This is a genomic window from Herbaspirillum sp. LeCh32-8 (assembly GCF_017814915.1).
In the GTDB taxonomy this organism is placed as follows: domain Bacteria; phylum Pseudomonadota; class Gammaproteobacteria; order Burkholderiales; family Burkholderiaceae_D; genus Herbaspirillum.
The window spans coordinates 83,321-98,913 of sequence record NZ_JAGIPZ010000008.1; the positions used below are offsets into that span (position 1 = coordinate 83,321).

Here is a 15,593-nt window from a genome sequence, read left to right on the forward strand (position 1 = left end):
CTCCTTGCCTCGATGCGTTCAGCGATATCGGCGCAGCGGCTCATGCCCACCGCGCCGGGCGGTGCCCTCTATCGTCGCCTGCACCCTGCTTGCAATCCCGGGCGCATGAGCGCGGATGAAAAGAAGGCAACTTCATCTTACGAATGCGTCGCCAGCGCGGCAGCAGGACACCGGAGCATTCGCTTGTAGGAAGTCTGGAAGAAACGGCTGGCGCAAACGCAAAGAAAAACGCCGGTTGCCCTTGAGCAACCGGCGTTCGCGCAATACCTGGCGCGGGTGACGGATCAGCCGGTCTTGAGCGCGCGGGAAACGATTTCCTGCGCCTCGGCAAAGATCTTGTCCAGGTGGCCCTGGTCGCGGAAGCTTTCGCCGTAGATCTTATAGATGCTCTCGGTGCCGGACGGACGCGCGGCAAACCAGCCGTTGTCGGTGACGATCTTCAGGCCGCCAAACGCCTTGCCGTTGGCCGGCGCCGTGGTCAACACCTCGCGGATGGGCTCGCCGGCCAGCTCGGTCGAACTGACGTCCTCGGGCGAGAGCTTGGACAGGCGCGCCTTCTGCTCCGGCGTGGCCGCGGCTTCGATGCGGCCGTTCAGCGGCGCGCCCAGCTGCTGGGTCAGCTCTTCATAGATCCTGCCCGGGTCGTTGCCGGTGCGCGCGGTCATCTCGGCGGCCAGCAAGGCGGCGGTGATGCCGTCCTTGTCGGTACTCCAGGGCTGGCCGTCGAAACGCAGGAAGGAGGCGCCGGCGCTCTCTTCGCAGCCGAAACCGAGGCTGCCGTCGTACAGGCCGTCGACGAACCACTTGAAGCCCACCGGCATTTCCAGCAGCTTGCGGCCCAGGTGGTCGGCCACGCGATTGATCATCTGGCTCGACACCAGGGTCTTGCCGACTGCGGCCTCGGCACGCCACGCCGGACGATGGCGGAACAGGTAGTACACCGCGGTGGAAAGGTAATGGTTGGCCGGCAGCAGACCGGTGCTCTTGGCGATGATGCCGTGGCGGTCGTGATCGGTGTCGCAGGCCAGCGCGACGTCGAAGCGCTCCTTCAACGCGATCAGCTCGGTCATCGCGTACGGCGAGGACGGATCCATGCGGATCTGCGCATCCCAGTCCAGCGGCACGAAGCGGAAGGCCGCATCGACCTCGGTATTGACCACTTCCAGGTTCAGCTTGTAACGATCGGCGATGGCCGACCAGTAATGCACGCCGGCCCCGCCCAGCGGGTCGACGCCGATCCTGACGTTGGCGCCGGCAATCGCCGCCAGGTCGATGATGTTGGGCAGGTCGCCGACGTAGTTGTCGAGGTAATCATAGCGGCGCGTGGTGTCGGCCTTGATCGCTTTCTCGAAGGTGACGCGCTTGACGCCGTCGAGTTGCTTCTCCAGATAGGCGTTGGCGCGCTTCTCGATCCAGCCGGTGACGTTGGAGTCGGACGGGCCGCCGTTGGGCATGTTGTACTTGAAGCCGCCGTTGTCGGGCGGATTGTGCGAGGGCGTGACCACGATGCCGTCGGCCAGCGCGTCGCGGTGCACGCGGTTGTGCGTCAGGATGGCGTGCGACACGGCCGGGGTCGGCGCATACGGGCTGCCTTCGGCCAGCATGGTGACCACCTCGTTGGCGGCCAGCACTTCCAGCGCGCTGTGCCAGGCGGGTTCGGACAGGGCGTGGGTGTCGATGCCCAGGAACAGCGGGCCCTTGAAGCCCTGCTCCTTCCGATAGTCGCAAATGGCCTGGGTGATGGCCAGTACATGCCATTCATTGAAACTGTGGGCGTTGGCGTTGCCGCGATGGCCAGAGGTGCCGAAGGCCACCCGGTGCGTGGACTCGGCCACGTCCGGACGCAGGCTGTAGTAGTTGGAGATCAGCACCGGCAGGTTGACCAGTGCCGAGGGCGCCGCGCGTTTGCCGGCCAGTGGATTGACGCTGCTCATGGATGTAGTTATTTATGAATGGATGGAAACGGAGACTGGCGGTTCGACAGGGAGCAAAGCTCATCGTTCATCGAACCGCTCATCGAATTCTTATTGCCATGATGGCGGGCATTGTAAGGCAGGCCCACTCCGAAACGAAGAAAATGCGCCCCGGCGGCTGCCGCGGGCGCATTGTCGGTTACTGCGCGTGAGGCGTTGCTGCGTGTCAGGCGTGTCGCGTAAAGGCACGCACGATGACCAACAGGACGATCGCGCCCAGCGTGGCCGTGAGGATGGAGGCCAGGATGCCGCCGCCCACCGCGATGCCAAGCAGACCGGCCAGCCAGCCGCCGATGACGGCGCCGACGATACCGATCAGGATGTCCGCCAGCAGGCCGAAGCCGCCGCCCTTCACCAGTACGCCCGCCAGCCAGCCGGCAACCGCGCCGATGATGAGCCAAGCAATGAGTCCGTGTTCCATGATGTGCCCTTTCGTGTGATGTGGAGGGATCCTTCTGTTTTGAGGCTGCCGTGCGCCAGGGCGCCGACAGATGAGGCCATGGTAGGAAGACCGGCGCGCGCCAGCTATCGGACAGCGCCCCGACCCCTTGTAGGACAAGCCCCGAAGCCTTTGCGGACAAGGCTTTCATCGCGATGTCGCCGACGCCCGACAGGCGCGCCGGGAAGGCGGGCATCGCACGCCGACGCCCGCCCGTCGCGCCGTCGCCGCTGCCCAGCCCCCCTCGGGCAGGACGAGGCGAGGCGATCTTTTCCTGTTTTCCTACACATCAAAAGGCGGCATTCCTATAGCTCGCAACGCAGCAAGTTCTTAAGCTGGCGTCAAATCAGATCAGCGGGACTGTGCGCCATGACGTGAAGGGATGCACCCGCCCCGTACAACGACAACTGCAGGATCAACGCCACGAAAGCCACGCCGCCATGCTCACCACCGAGACTCGCCTGGATCAGCCGCAACCCTTCGCCAACAGCTTCGCCCTGCTTGCCTTCAGCGCCCGCCGCGAGAGCGGCAAGCAGGTCGATGTCTCGTTTGCCGAGGCGGCCAACCAGCATGCTCGCGAATCAGCGCAATTGCTGCGCCAGATTTCGGTGAAGGCACCGCAACTGGCCTCGGTGCTGGAACAGCTCAATGAAGGCAGCGCGCCGGAGCGCGTGCAATTCGACGAGCAGGCAGCACAGAATGAATCGCGCGGCCGCTTCAGCGGTGGTGCGATGCTGGATGCGGCGGCTGGCTTGCTGAGCCATGCCTTTCCCGCCAACGCGCCGCTGTTTCACGGCGCCCGCGCGTTCCTGCAGCTGAAGATGATCAAGAACAAGAAGCAGGCCTGAACGTCGCGTTCAGGATCCTGTGAAACACGCAGTGGGTGAGGATGCCACGTCCTTCAATCAACTCTACTTGGGCCTATCATGAAAAAAATCACTAAAGCAGTCTTTCCCGTCGCCGGCCTGGGCAGCCGTTTCCTGCCCGCCACCAAGGCGCAACCCAAGGAAATGCTGCCTATCGTCGACAAGCCGCTGATCCAGTACGCCGTCGAGGAAGCCGTCGAAGCCGGCATCACCGAGATGATCTTCATCACCGGCCGCAACAAGCGCGCCATCGAAGACCACTTCGACAAGGCCTATGAGCTGGAAAGCGAACTGGAAGCCGCCGGCAAGACCAAGCTGCTGGAGATGGTCCAGACCGTCATCCCCAAACACATCAATTGCGTGTACGTGCGCCAGGCTGAACCGCTGGGCCTGGGCCACGCCGTGCTGCTGGCCAAGCCGCTGGTGGGCGACGAACCCTTCGCCGTGCTGCTGGCCGACGACTTCATGGACGTCGAAGCCGGCCAAAAGAACGTCATGGCGCAGATGACCCAGATGTTCGAGCAGGAAGGCAAGAGCCTCCTGGCCGTGCAGGACGTGCCGCGCCTGGATACCCGCCAGTACGGCATCGTCAGCGGCAGCGAATACCGCGACCGCTTGGAGCTGGTCAGCGGCATCGTCGAGAAGCCGGCCCCTGAAGTCGCCCCGTCGACCCTGGCCGTAGTGGGCCGCTACGTGCTGACCCCGGCGATCTTCGAGCGCCTGGAAAACATCACCACCGGCGCCGGCGGCGAACTGCAACTCACCGACGCCATCTCTGCCCTGCTGGCCGAGGAACAGATCCTGGCCTATCGCTACGAAGGCCAGCGCTTCGACTGCGGCTCCAAGCTGGGCTACCTGAAGGCGGCCGTGGCGATGGGCATCAAGCACCATGAAGTGGGCAGCAACTTCGCCCACTTCCTGCGCGACTTCAAGACCGACCAGGATCTGCAGCAGGCGACCCAGCTGAAGGCCACCGCCGCCATGGGCGCGGTCAAGAGCGCCGACATCAAGGAATTCGATTCCGCCCAGCAGGCGCGCCGCCCGCTGACGGCATCCACCGAAAACAAGCCAGCAGCAACCCGCAGTTTCATGTAAGTCCCCAGTAGAGACCGATGTTTTGTACAGCAGTCCCGCCGTTCGCGGCCGGACTGCTTTTTTTGTTGCGCAGGTCTCCCCCGCGCTTCTTCGCACCGGCTTTCCCGCCAGCGACCGCGCCGGGCCGGCGCGGTAAATTGTTTTCCTGCGTTGTCACAGAGCTTTAACCTGGACTTGCTAGGATCGCCGCCATGGCCTTCATTGAGCTCCCCGATCGCGCTTTGTCATCGCTCGCCGCTTCGCGGCCGGGTGTTGGCCGGGATGCATTTTTCCAGCGCCATGTCATTTTTTTGTCACGGAAACAATCGTTGTAAACGTTTGCAACGGTGTTTGATGCACGCAATTCATTGTGAAATCGTTCACATTTTGCAATCTCGATTGCGGCAGTGATTTAAAAAATATATATTGTTTATATTGATTTTCAGAGGAGGGTTCATGGCAACCAGAACACAAACCGCAACGACCGCAAAGAAACAACCTGTCGCCAAGGCCGCAACCGCAGCCAAGGCCATCGTCAGAAAGCCGGCTGCAAAGCCCGCCGCACGTCCCGCAGCCAAGGCAGCGACGGCCGTCGCACCGAAGACCGCAGCCCCCAAGGCTGCACCGAAAGCAGCAGCACCGAGGCCCGTGGCGCCGAAGCCCGCAGCGGCTCCGAAGCCTGCCCCCAAGGCAGTCGCACCGAAGAAGCCGGCCGCACCGGCAGCCGCAAAGCCGGCACTGAGCAAGGCCGAGAAGAAGGCCGCCAAGCCGAAGAAGGTCAAGCAAGTGCGCGACAGCTTCACCATGCCCGAGAACGAATACGCGGTGCTGGCGCAAGTCAAGAAGTCCTGCCTGAAGGCCGGCGTCGAGATCAAGAAGAGCGACCTGCTGCGCATCGGCGTGTCGCTGATCAAGAACCTGAAGATCGCCGAACTGAAGGACATCCTCGGCGGCCTGACGCCGCTGAAGGTCGGCCGTCCCAAGAAGTAATCCGCCGGCGCCTGCGTGCGCTTGCTGAAATGAAAATGCCGCCTCGATGAACATCGGGCGGCATTTTTGTTTTGCGGCGGCTGGCGCTGGATATGTTCCCCGGTGTGCTGCGAACGACACTGGGTCCCTGCGTTCGCAGGGACGACGGTGGCGGGAGCAACGGAGACTATTCGTTCAACCGCCTCGCCATGCGCGACGGACGACGCTGGGTTCCTGCTTTCACAGGGACGACGGTGGTGGGAGCAACGGAGACTATTCGTTCAACCGCCTCTCCGTGCGCAACGAACGACGCTGGGTTCCTGCTTTCGCAGGAACGACAGGTTATCTACGCTTTCATCTCCGTCGCCCTGCGAACGCAGGGGCCCAGCGTCGTTCAGCCTGCGCCGGCAATATCGCTCAAGCCTGCTTCGCCGCCGGCAACTCCAGCAACATCTCCAGCCGGCTCTCCGTCAGATATCAGTGAGACCGGGAAAGCCGTCGTTCCTGCGAAAGCAGGAACCCAGTGTCGTCAGCTTTGTGACCAACCGACACGCCAATCAACCCTTGTCGCCGATGGTCTTGATGACAACCCAGCGGCCGTTCCTGACTTCATAAAGCGTAAAGATCGGCTCGCGCAGGTTGCCGTCCTTATCGAAGCCGATGTTGCCGGTAATGCCGCGGTAGCGGATTTTGTGCAGTTCCGCCGTCACCTTGGCGCGATCGACCGAATTGGCTTCGCGCATGGCGGCCGCGATGGTGCGCACGGCGTCGTAGGCGAACGGGGCGTAGAGATAAATCTCGTCACGGTAGCGAGTCTTCCAGGCGGCTTCGAAGCGCGTCCATTGCGACCCCTTGTACGAGGCCAGGCCGGGCTCCACCACTACCGTTCCTTCGCCCGCCTGCCCTGCCAGCTGCAGGAAGGTGGGGCCGACCAGACCACCGATTCCCACTAGCGGCGCGGTGATCTTCAGGCGCCGCATGTCGCTGGCCAACTGCGCGGCCTGCGCATCGATGCCGGCGAAGAACACCACATCGGGCTTCAGACTGCGCGCCGAGCGCAGGATGCCGTTGAAGTCCGAGGTCTTGCTGCTCACCGAGTAATGGGCGGCGATCCTGCCTTGCAAGGCCTTCACGGATTTTTCGAATTCCGCCGCGTAGCCTGCGCCGAAGACGGTGCGGTCGTCGATCACCACGATGCTCGCGGCCTTCATCTCACGCAGCACGTACTCGGCAGTGTGGCGCGCGCCGTCGCCGTCGTGCGGAACGATGCGAAAGGCGGTGGCGAATCCCTGGCGGGTATAGGCCGGCGAGGTGGTGGCCGGAGAAACCTGCGGGATGCCGGCAGCGGCGTAGATCCGGGAGGCGGGAATGCCCACGCCGCTGTTCCAGTGCCCCACCACGGCGGCCACGCCGCTCTTGACGAAGTACTCGGCGATCAGCTCGCCGGTGCGCGGGTCGGCGCGATCGTCCTGGGACTGCAGCTTGAAGCTGACCGCTTCGCCGCCGATGACCGGCCGCGTGTCGTTGACGTCGTCGATGGCGATCTGCGCGGCGCGCTCCAGCGCCAGCCCGGTGCTGCCTGACAAACCGCTCATCGGCGCCGCCAGCCCGATCACCACCGTGCGCGGTTCGGCTCGCGCCATCGTGGCGATGGCTCCCAGCCCCAGGGTCGCCGCCGCCATGGCGACGCCCGTTATCCAATTACGCATTGCCCTGTCCATCCCTTCCCGTGTTGCCTGTTCTTTTACGTTTTTTTACTACTCCCGGCGCAACCGCCCGGGCGCCCCGCCTTCCCTAGCAGGTTTTGCGCCAAGCCCAAAGGATCGACGTCAGAAGTTGAATTCCCAGCTGCACGCCTGCCCCACGCGGATCTCGCCGCCGATACGGCTGACAATGGCGTTCTGGCCGAAGGTCAGGCCGCCGCCCACGCGTTCGTTGGCGCGGTACGCGGCCAGCGTGTCCATTGGTTCGTCCGGCCACTGTGCATCACGCAGACCGGTGCGCTGGTCGATGCCGGGCACCGGGCAGCGCGCGCAAGGCTTGACCAGCTTGAGCTCCACCGCATCCTCGCCTTCGCCGAGTCGGATGGTGTCGACGAAATCTTCCTCGTAGGCGTCCAGCCCGTCGATCACCAGGTTGGGGCGAAAACGCTCCATCGGCAGCGCCGGCGCCCCCTTGGCGGCCAGCCTGGCGTTGAGATCCTGCAGCGAAGCCTGGCCGATGACCAGCAGCGGATAGCCGTCGGAAAATTGCGTGGTGGCGCGATGTTCACCAGTCCAGCGGGCGCTGCAGACGCGCTCGACGTCCGGCTTGAAACGCACCAGCCGGGCATTGACGCCGAGATAGGCCGAGAACCAGGCGCGCGCCCGGGCGCCCTGGTCGAGGGCGATCACGGTGTCCTTCCATACCGTCACCGCGAGCTGTTCGCCGTCGGCGCCTTCCAGCGGCAGGCGCAGCTCGGCCATGCCGGGCGCAGTCAGGCACAGTTCGCCGGCGTCGAAGCGCGGCGTGATGCAGGCCATGGCGGCGTGGCTGCGCTGGGTCAGGAACTGCCCCTGTTCGTCGACCAGCATCCAGTGCCGATCCAGCGCCAGGCCCAGCGGACCGATGCCGGCCTGGTTCAGCGCGATGCCGCCGCAGGACTTGATCGGGTAGATGGTGATTGCGCTCAGTGTGGCCATGCGGGTAGATTCTCCGGTGATGCGGCGCACCTGCCGTCGGAGGCGGGTGGCGATGCTCTCTGCGCATGACCATACCACAAGCACGTCCGCCGCCGATGCCGCCGGCGTGCGACGCGTGCGACAATGGCGCATCTTTACAAAACCGGCTCTTACCTGACGGGAGTGACATGCTGATCGCCAAATTCATCCATCTGCTGGGCACCACGATCTGGGTCGGCGGCATGTTTTTCGCCCACATGGCCCTGCGTCCGGCGCTCGCCTCCCTGCAGCCGCCGCAACGGCTGGTGCTGATGGCCGCCGCGCTGGGCGGCTTCTTTACCTGGGTATGGATCGCCATCGCGCTGGTGCTGGGCAGCGGCCTGCACATGATGGCACTGATGGGATCAGGCCATGCGCCGCTCTACGTGCACGCCATGGCCGGCACCGGGGTGCTGATGATGCTGATCTTCGGCCACGTGTTCTTTGCGCCGTTCCGCCGCCTCAAGCTCTACGCCGCCCAGCAGGACTGGGACCGCGCGGCCCGCGCGCTGGGCCAGATCCGCCTGTTGGTGGGCATCAACCTGTGCCTGGGCCTGCTGAGCATCGCCTTGGGCGCGCTGGGGCCGTTGGCGGCCTGAGTTTCGCGCCGGCTGCGTTTTTTACATTCCTGACACCGCACCCGCTGCAAATATGACTATGATGGCAAAGCTCGGCGCCTGCACGCGCCGGCACGCCAAGACATAATCAGAAAAAAAAGGGGAAACGTAGTGCTGACCGAATCGCAACGCCAACAAGCGGCTGACCTGCTGTGGGACTGCTGGGCCCATGGACGCCGCATCCCGCAATTGCCCGAAGGCCTGCGCCCGACCGACCGCAAGGAAGCCTATGACATCCAGGGCCGCCTGGAGGCGCGCAGCTTCGCCCCGCTGGCCGGCTGGAAGATCGGCGCCACCGGCCCCGGCGGCCAGAAGCTGCTTAACGTCGATGCGCCGCTGGCCGGCCGCCTGCTGGCCGAACGCGTGCACCGCAACGGCGCCACGATCTCGCTGGGCGACAGCCTGATGAGCGTGATGGAAGTGGAAGTCGCCTTCCGCATGCGCCGCGCCCTGCCGCCGCGCGCCGCCCCCTACACGCTGGATGAAGTGATGGACGCGGTCGGCTCGGTGCATCCGGCCATCGAGATCCCCGATACCCGCTACGACAAGTTCAAGGAAGTCGGCGCCGCCCAGCTGATCGCCGACAATACCTGCGCCGACCAGTTCGTACTGGGCGCGCCCGCCGCCGGCGACTGGCGCGCGCTGGACCTCTCCGCCCTGCAAACCTTCGGCCGCATCAACGGCGGCGAACAGCGCGAAGGCAGCGGCGCACAGGTGCTGGGCGACCCGCGCGTGGCGCTGGCCTGGCTGGTCAACGAACTCTCCCAGCACGGCCTGACGCTGGGCGAAGGCCACATCGTGGCCTCCGGCTCGACCATCGTGCCGATGGCGGTGCGTGCCGGCCAGACCATCGTCGCCGACCTCGGCATCCTGGGATCGGTGACGGTGCACCTCACCTGAGGCGCCTGCTCCAAAAGGAGCAACACGCACAGAAAAAGCAAAAACTGCGCGACCAGGAAAAACGGGATGGCATGCCATCCCGTTTTTGCGTTCATGCGATTGCGCTGTCGCGTCGGCGCGTATCCAACAACCTAGTCCTGCTGATAGGCCAGCAACGCACCCTCGCTTCGCGCACGCTGCGACGCCAGCTGCAGGCGCTGCGGCGCGACATGGCCGACCATGGCGAGCGCTTCGCCCTCTTCCACCTTGAACACCGACACCGCAGCCGACAACTCGCGCGCCTGTTGCATCAGCGCCTGGGCGGCGGCGGCGGCCTGCTCCACCAGCGCCGCGTTCTGCTGCGTCACCTGGTCCATCTGCACGATGGCGGTATTGATCTGGCCGATGCCCGAGCTCTGCTCTTCGGAGGCGGACGCGATGTCGCTCATGATGTCTGTGGTGCGGCCGGCCGAGGTCATGATTTCGGAAATGGTCTGGCCGGCGCCCTCGACCAGCTCGGTGCCGGCCTTGATGCGGTCCACCGAGTCGGTGATCAGCTCCTTGATCTCGCGCGCGGCGGTCGCGCTGCGTTGCGCCAGCGCGCGCACCTCGGTGGCCACCACCGCGAAGCCGCGACCGTTCTCGCCGGCGCGCGCTGCTTCGACGGCGGCGTTCAACGCCAGGATATTGGTCTGGAAGGAAATGCCCTCGATCACGGAGATGATCTCCGCCATGCGGTGCGAGCTGCCGGCGATCTCACGCATGGTGCCGACCACGCGCGAGATTTCCTCGCCGCCACGGCGCGCCACTTCGGAGCCGCTGCGCGCCAGCTGGCTGGCCTTGGAGGCGTTGTCGGCGTTCTGCTGCACGGTGCTGGTGAGCTCTTCCATGCTGGAGGCAGTTTCCTCCAGCGAGGCGGCCTGCTCCTCGGTGCGTTGCGACAGGTCGGCGTTGCCTTGGGCGATCTCGCCCGAAGCCACTGTGATGGACTCGCTGGTCGACTTGATCTGGCGCACCAGCGACGCCAGCTGATTGCGCATCTGCGCCAGCGAATACATCAGGCTGGAACCGTCCTTGTCCTTGAGCGCCACATCGGCGCGCAGATTGCCCGCGGCAATCTCGGCCGACAAGCGCATGGCGTCGCCGGGCTCGCCGCCCAGCTGGCGCGCCAGGCGGCGCGCGATGAACAGGGCGATGGCCAGTGACACCAGGGCCGCCAGCACGGTCACGCCAATTACCACCGAGCGCGTCTCCAGATAAGCCTGCTGGGCGGCATTGCTTTCCTTGTCGGCGCCGGCCCGATTGGCGTCGGCGATCTTCTGCAGGGCCGTCTCCATGGCGCTGCGCACCGGGAACAGCTTGACCTTGATCACCTGCACGGCGGCCTCGCTGTTGCCCTGGTCGACCAACGCGACGATCTCGCGATCGAGTTCAAGATAGCTCGGGAACAGTCTTTGCAGCTCGTCGTAGAGCGCCTTCTCTTCAGGCGTGTCGACCAGCTCGCCGTACTCGGCCGAGGAGCGGCGATAGCGCGCGATGGAGCTGGTGATACGTTCCTTGGCGTCGTTCAGTTCGGCGGCATTGGCCGAAGTCACCGCGCGATACTCGGCCAGGTTGATGGAGCGCAGATCGAGCGTCATGGTCAGCGCGGCGCGCACGCTGGGCATCCAGTTGCTGCGGATTTCGGTCAGGTGCGAGTTGACCTGGTCCACCTTGTACAGCGACACGCCGCCCAGGCAGGCGGTCAGCGCGATCACTGCGGTAAATCCCAGCATCAGCTGGGTCACGACCTTCATGTTCTTCAAACTCACGGGTACCCCTCATGATTCGGCGCCCTCACGCCGTTGCTTGTGTTCAGCCGTCCGCGTTCTTCGCCCGGATCGTGCCGCCCCTTCGGCAGGTCGCTCTCCACCTGGCAGTGGCCGTCCTTCCCGGTCGCAATGCTGGTATGACAACGCAAAAAGCCAGGCCGGACTATATGCCATCGCGTAATTCTTGATTAGTGGCGATTTGTTAATGTCTTTCTTTAGTGGCACTGAAATATTTATCTTTCATCAATTCTTCTTCACTTGCCAATTCCTGCCCAACAGGCCTGCGGATCACGCCGAGAGGGCTTCCAGAGAGACAATCTACTCGCATTCTTACGGGTCAGCCATTCCATGGCATTGCCATCCTTACCCGCATGAAAACTGGATCCAATCCATTTGCTGAAGACAAGAAGGAACGTCGTCGATATAATGTTCGCATTCAGCAGGGAGCATCGCCGTCCCGAATCATGGGACGATCAACAAGAAAAATAACGGGAGACGCCGGGCCCCGCTTACCGACGTTCTATCTCCAACGAGTTGACACATGGACTACTTGCCACGCATGGCGATCTTTGCCCGGGTCGTGGAACTGGGTGCATTTTCACGCGCCGCCACGGAACTGGGTCTGACGGCTTCGGCGGTGAGCCAGCACATCCGCGCGCTGGAAGAATCGCTGGGATCCCTGCTGCTGCACCGCTCGACCCGCAAGCTGAGCCTGACCGAGGCCGGCCGCCTGTACTACCACGAGTGCGTCAAGGTGGTGCGCGCCGCACGCGAAGGCCGGCAGAAAGTGGCGCAGCTGCGCGATGAACCGGTGGGCGAACTACGGGTGGCGGTATCGAGCTTCATGTCTTGCCAATACCTGATTCCGGCGCTGCAGGATTTCATCAGCAAGCATCCCCGCATCAAGCTGAGTTTCGACGTCAGCGACCATGACATCGACCTGATCGAACACCGCATCGATCTCGCCCTGCGCATCGGCCACTCGCCCGAGCCGCACACCGGCAGCGTCCAGATCGCGCATTTCCAGGACGTGCTGTGCGCCGCGCCGGCCTATCTCGATGCGCATGCGCCCATCTTCTCGCCGGCCGACCTGCCCGACCATGAATTCCTGCAGTTCACGCCGCAAGGCGACGCGCCCGTCCTCGAACTGGTCGACCGCGCCGGGCGCAGCACACGCGTACGCGTAAGCAGCCGCATCAGCGCCAACCATGCGCAATCGCTGCAGCTGCTGGCGGTACAGGGACATGGCGTGGCACGCCTGCTGCGCACCAATATCCAGAAGGACCTCGATGCCGGCCGGCTGCGGCTGGTGTTGCCGCAATGGCGTATGGCCGGACTGGGCGCCTATCTGGTGGTGCCGCGGCGGGAACAGCGCTCACTCAAGGTGCAGCGCTGCATCGAGCACATCCGCGCCTATTTCGAGCGCCAGCCGGAGTTCGGCGCGCTGCGCACCTGAATCAGGAAAAAGGAAAAAAACGCGGGAGGGGTAAAGCGCGGGAGTGGGATCAGACCCGGATCAAACCGGGATCAGGCCCGCCCGGTCATCGCGCGCGGCGTACCGGGCCTGGCCTGTGAGATGCGTGCGGCGGCGGATTCAGGACGGCTTGATTTCCTCGTAGCGCCGCTCCAGCTCCTTGCGCAGCGACTTGCGGATCACGGCCGCCTCGAAGCGGCGCTTTTCCTCTTGCGAGAACGGCCGCAGCGGCGGCACCGCGATCGGCTTGCGTTCGTCGTCCACCGCCACCATCGTGAAGAAGCAGCTGTTGACGTGGCGCGTGACCTGGGTGCGGATGTTCTCAGCCACCACCTTCACGCCGATCTCCATCGAGGAGGTGCCGGTATGGTTGACGCTGGCCAGGAAGGTCACCAGTTCGCCCACATGGATGGGCTGGCGGAACATCACCTGGTCGACCGACAAGGTCACCACGTACTGACCGGCATAGCGGCTGCCGCAGGCATAGGCGACCTGATCCAGCAGCTTGAGGATGGTGCCCCCGTGCACGTTGCCGGAAAAATTGGCCATGTCCGGCGTCATCAAGACCGTCATGGTGAGTTGGTGAGATGGCAGGTCCATGGCGCTTGGCTCTCTCTGTAGTGCGGTAAATCGTGGATGGTGCGGACGACGTCCGGATCGGCGACGGCCGGCGCGCGCCCCCATGCGCGCATCCGGCCGCCGTGCGGACTCGCTTTATGCAGCGGGCCGCGGCGCCATTATCGATGAAATGCAGGCGGAAATGGTGAAAAACTCGCCTTCGCCTTCGCCCTCGCCGGCGCTTACGCGCGCACCACCGGCTCGGCGGCGGCGAAGTGCTCCTCGCAATTGCGCAGGAACTGGCGCACCGACGCGTCGATGGATTCCGGCGACCAGCCCGCCACGTGCGGCGTGAGCACCACGTTGGACAGGCCGATCAGCTCCTGCGGCGGCTTGGGTTCGCTCTCGTACACGTCCAGACCGGCGCCGCCCAGGCGGCCCTCGGCCAGGGCGCGACCCAGCGCGGCGGTATCGACGATGCTGCCGCGCCCGATGTTGACGAGATATCCCTTGGGGCCCAGCTCGTTGATCACGCGCTCGGAAATCAGGTGTTTGGTCTCTGCCCCGCCCGGCGCGGCCACGATCAGGAAATCCGACCAGGCCGCCATCTGAGCCACGTCCGGGAAGTAGTGATAGTCGACGTCATCGCGCTTCTTGCGGTTGCAATAGGCGATCTCGATGTCAAAGCCGGCGGCGCGGCGCGCGATCTTCTTGCCGATGCCGCCCAGGCCGACGATGCCCAGGCGCTTGCCGGCCAGCTGCGGCTGCAGCGGCAGGTTCTCGCGCCAGCCGCCGTCGCGGGTGATCTTGTCGAGCGCGGCGATGTGGCGCACGGTGGCCAGCAGCAGTCCCATCGCATGGTCGGCCACGCAATCCTCGTTGGTGCCGGCGCCGGTGGCGATCTCGATGCCGGCGGCCTCGGCATGGGCCCGGTCCACGTTCTCGTAGCCGGCCCCCAGCGCGCACACCAGCTGCAGGTGCGACAAGGCGCGCATTTCGTCGGCGGTGAGCCCGGTGGCGCCGTTGGTCAGCACCACCGCGACCTTTTTGGCTGGGCCGGCAATCATCTCGGCGCGACGCTGGCGATCCGGCGCGTACAGGATGTCGTAATGGGCGCCAATGATGGCTTGGCTGGTCTCGGAGAGGTGGATGAGGACGAGCAGTGGCGGTTTCATGTTGTCGTGGCAATCAAGGGGAAATTGTCTTGCACGACATTCTAGTGCGAAAACCTACTGGTAGATGATACTCACCGTCGCTCTGGACGACACTCTACCCGCCTTGAGCGCACCGGTACGCACATATTCGGCATACAGGTTCAAGCTTGCTCTCTTGTCGCTGACCGCAACGACTGCCTCGTTGTCCGGGGACTCCGGGGTAATGATCGCATCGGGAGAGCTCATGCCCATCCGGATCGCCAGGCCGCCGGCGTCGCCGGTATTGGCGAAATAACGCTTGTCTTCCGCTGCGGTATTGCCCTCGAAGATGAAGCGCGCGGATCGCACGGCTGTGCTGCAGTTCGATACATTGAGGCTGAATGACGTCCTGGCCGCCGTGGCGCCCACGCTGGGCAGATCGCGCACGTTGATGGATTTCAACACGATGTTCTGGTTGGCGTCGCCCAGGTTCAGCGCGCAGGTGCCGCCTTCGGTAAATATCACATCCGAAAAGAGAAATTGCTTAAAGTTTTGAGACTGCGGTTGAGCACCAGCGCCATCAATCCCGAACACGGTGGAAGTCGCTCTGGCACGCCCACTGGAGGGTGACGGACCTTGTTTCACCAATACAAGCGTGTAGGTGAGAGAGAAGTCCAGCGTCTGACCAGGGCTGATGTGATAGCCGGTCGGGATCTTCTTGAGTTCGGTCGGACTGGTTACCAACGCCATCTGGCCTTTATAGATCACACCGACGACCGCGCCTGGAACAGCTTGCTGGCGATAGGGATTGATAAAGAATGAAATCTCCTCATTTATCCCGGCATTTTTGCATCTCATCGGAATGGTGATAGTCGCCGATCGCCATAGGATGGTTCCGTCAGGCGAGGCCCTGGGAACCGCTATCCCCCTGTAGTCGTTTTGACCAGGAGTCCGTACACCCATATTTGAGCCATATCCATCGTTCGTCCCACCGTTGTAAGTCGGGTCGTTGCAAACCACGGCATGCACTGCTGACGACGCCAGCAATAACAACATGACCACCAAGGCCCGGGCACTGTGCAGATAATTTCGCATGAGATC

14 protein-coding genes are annotated in these 15,593 nt (G+C 64.0%); 6 read left to right on the forward strand and 8 right to left on the reverse strand.

All coding sequences use genetic code 11. The annotated features are described in order from the left end of the window. Nucleotides 1–284 precede the first annotated feature (284 nt). Together pgm and J8I26_RS15090 are read right to left on the reverse strand one after the other, a co-directional pair. A complete protein-coding gene (pgm, locus tag J8I26_RS15085; RefSeq protein ID WP_209607928.1) occupies nt 285–1,934 on the reverse strand; it encodes a phosphoglucomutase (alpha-D-glucose-1,6-bisphosphate-dependent) in 1,650 nt (549 codons plus the stop codon). Nucleotides 1,935–2,139: 205 nt separating this feature from the next. Beyond that, nucleotides 2,140–2,394, reverse strand: a complete 255-nt coding sequence (locus J8I26_RS15090) for a GlsB/YeaQ/YmgE family stress response membrane protein (protein ID WP_079214704.1) — start codon at nt 2,392–2,394, stop codon at nt 2,140–2,142. 458 nt (nt 2,395–2,852) lie between these two features. Here J8I26_RS15090 and J8I26_RS15095 point away from each other — a divergent pair, with 458 nt between their 5' ends. The 3 genes from J8I26_RS15095 (at nt 2,853) to J8I26_RS22700 (ending at nt 5,342) form a co-directional block, all read left to right on the forward strand. Continuing rightward, the gene (locus J8I26_RS15095; protein WP_209607929.1) at nt 2,853–3,260 is read left to right on the forward strand and encodes a hypothetical protein; all 408 of its coding nucleotides are present in this window, start codon (nt 2,853–2,855) and stop codon (nt 3,258–3,260) included. A gap of 78 nt (nt 3,261–3,338) precedes the next feature. After that, nucleotides 3,339–4,373 carry a UTP--glucose-1-phosphate uridylyltransferase GalU gene (gene galU / locus J8I26_RS15100; RefSeq protein ID WP_209607930.1) on the forward strand — a complete coding sequence of 345 codons (1,035 nt, stop codon included), beginning with the start codon at nt 3,339–3,341 and terminating at the stop codon, nt 4,371–4,373. A 627-nt stretch (nt 4,374–5,000) separates the two neighbouring features. Then, entirely contained in the window at nt 5,001–5,342 is a 342-nt protein-coding gene (locus J8I26_RS22700; RefSeq protein WP_245200343.1) for a hypothetical protein, read from the forward strand. 536 nt (nt 5,343–5,878) lie between these two features. Here J8I26_RS22700 and J8I26_RS15110 read toward each other — a convergent pair. Together J8I26_RS15110 and J8I26_RS15115 are read right to left on the reverse strand one after the other, a co-directional pair. Next, entirely contained in the window at nt 5,879–7,030 is a 1,152-nt protein-coding gene (locus tag J8I26_RS15110) for a branched-chain amino acid ABC transporter substrate-binding protein (RefSeq protein ID WP_209607932.1), read from the reverse strand. 120 nt (nt 7,031–7,150) lie between these two features. Next, on the reverse strand, nt 7,151–8,002 hold the full coding sequence (locus J8I26_RS15115; RefSeq protein WP_209607933.1) for an MOSC N-terminal beta barrel domain-containing protein: 852 nt from the start codon (nt 8,000–8,002) through the stop codon (nt 7,151–7,153). Nucleotides 8,003–8,169: 167 nt separating this feature from the next. Between J8I26_RS15115 and J8I26_RS15120 the strand changes: the two genes are divergently transcribed. Then, nucleotides 8,170–8,619 (forward strand): CopD family protein, encoded by a 450-nt coding sequence (locus tag J8I26_RS15120; protein WP_209607934.1) that lies wholly within the window; start codon nt 8,170–8,172, stop codon nt 8,617–8,619. A 129-nt stretch (nt 8,620–8,748) separates the two neighbouring features. Then, entirely contained in the window at nt 8,749–9,537 is a 789-nt protein-coding gene (locus J8I26_RS15125; protein ID WP_209607935.1) for a fumarylacetoacetate hydrolase family protein, read from the forward strand. 131 nt (nt 9,538–9,668) lie between these two features. Here the strand turns inward: J8I26_RS15125 and J8I26_RS22820 are convergent, their stop codons facing one another. Then, on the reverse strand, nt 9,669–11,327 hold the full coding sequence (locus J8I26_RS22820; protein WP_209607936.1) for a methyl-accepting chemotaxis protein: 1,659 nt from the start codon (nt 11,325–11,327) through the stop codon (nt 9,669–9,671). A 541-nt stretch (nt 11,328–11,868) separates the two neighbouring features. Between J8I26_RS22820 and J8I26_RS15135 the strand changes: the two genes are divergently transcribed. After that, on the forward strand, nt 11,869–12,783 hold the full coding sequence (locus J8I26_RS15135; protein WP_209607937.1) for a LysR family transcriptional regulator: 915 nt from the start codon (nt 11,869–11,871) through the stop codon (nt 12,781–12,783). A 138-nt stretch (nt 12,784–12,921) separates the two neighbouring features. On the opposite strand, the gene J8I26_RS15140 is transcribed toward J8I26_RS15135, so the two are convergent. The 3 genes from J8I26_RS15140 to J8I26_RS15150 form a co-directional block, all read right to left on the reverse strand. After that, on the reverse strand, nt 12,922–13,401 hold the full coding sequence (locus tag J8I26_RS15140; RefSeq protein ID WP_209607938.1) for an acyl-CoA thioesterase: 480 nt from the start codon (nt 13,399–13,401) through the stop codon (nt 12,922–12,924). A 200-nt stretch (nt 13,402–13,601) separates the two neighbouring features. Beyond that, a complete protein-coding gene (locus tag J8I26_RS15145; RefSeq protein ID WP_209607939.1) occupies nt 13,602–14,534 on the reverse strand; it encodes a 2-hydroxyacid dehydrogenase in 933 nt (310 codons plus the stop codon). A gap of 54 nt (nt 14,535–14,588) precedes the next feature. Continuing rightward, nucleotides 14,589–15,587, reverse strand: coding sequence for a fimbrial protein (locus J8I26_RS15150; protein ID WP_209607940.1), 999 nt, complete (start codon nt 15,585–15,587; stop codon nt 14,589–14,591). Nucleotides 15,588–15,593 lie beyond the last annotated feature (6 nt).

What these genes read in the sequence shown, in the direction of transcription:
- pgm (WP_209607928.1), bottom strand. Translation starts at nt 1,934, where the DNA reads ATGAGCAGCGTCAATCCACTGGCCGGCAAACGCGCGGCGCCCTCGGCA.
- J8I26_RS15090 (WP_079214704.1), bottom strand. Translation starts at nt 2,394, where the DNA reads ATGGAACACGGACTCATTGCTTGGCTCATCATCGGCGCGGTTGCCGGC.
- J8I26_RS15095 (WP_209607929.1), top strand. Translation starts at nt 2,853, where the DNA reads ATGCTCACCACCGAGACTCGCCTGGATCAGCCGCAACCCTTCGCCAAC.
- galU (WP_209607930.1), top strand. Translation starts at nt 3,339, where the DNA reads ATGAAAAAAATCACTAAAGCAGTCTTTCCCGTCGCCGGCCTGGGCAGC.
- J8I26_RS15110 (WP_209607932.1), bottom strand. Translation starts at nt 7,030, where the DNA reads ATGCGTAATTGGATAACGGGCGTCGCCATGGCGGCGGCGACCCTGGGG.
- J8I26_RS15115 (WP_209607933.1), bottom strand. Translation starts at nt 8,002, where the DNA reads ATGGCCACACTGAGCGCAATCACCATCTACCCGATCAAGTCCTGCGGC.
- J8I26_RS15120 (WP_209607934.1), top strand. Translation starts at nt 8,170, where the DNA reads ATGCTGATCGCCAAATTCATCCATCTGCTGGGCACCACGATCTGGGTC.
- J8I26_RS15135 (WP_209607937.1), top strand. Translation starts at nt 11,869, where the DNA reads ATGGACTACTTGCCACGCATGGCGATCTTTGCCCGGGTCGTGGAACTG.
- J8I26_RS15140 (WP_209607938.1), bottom strand. Translation starts at nt 13,401, where the DNA reads ATGGACCTGCCATCTCACCAACTCACCATGACGGTCTTGATGACGCCG.
- J8I26_RS15145 (WP_209607939.1), bottom strand. Translation starts at nt 14,534, where the DNA reads ATGAAACCGCCACTGCTCGTCCTCATCCACCTCTCCGAGACCAGCCAA.
- J8I26_RS15150 (WP_209607940.1), bottom strand. Translation starts at nt 15,587, where the DNA reads ATGCGAAATTATCTGCACAGTGCCCGGGCCTTGGTGGTCATGTTGTTA.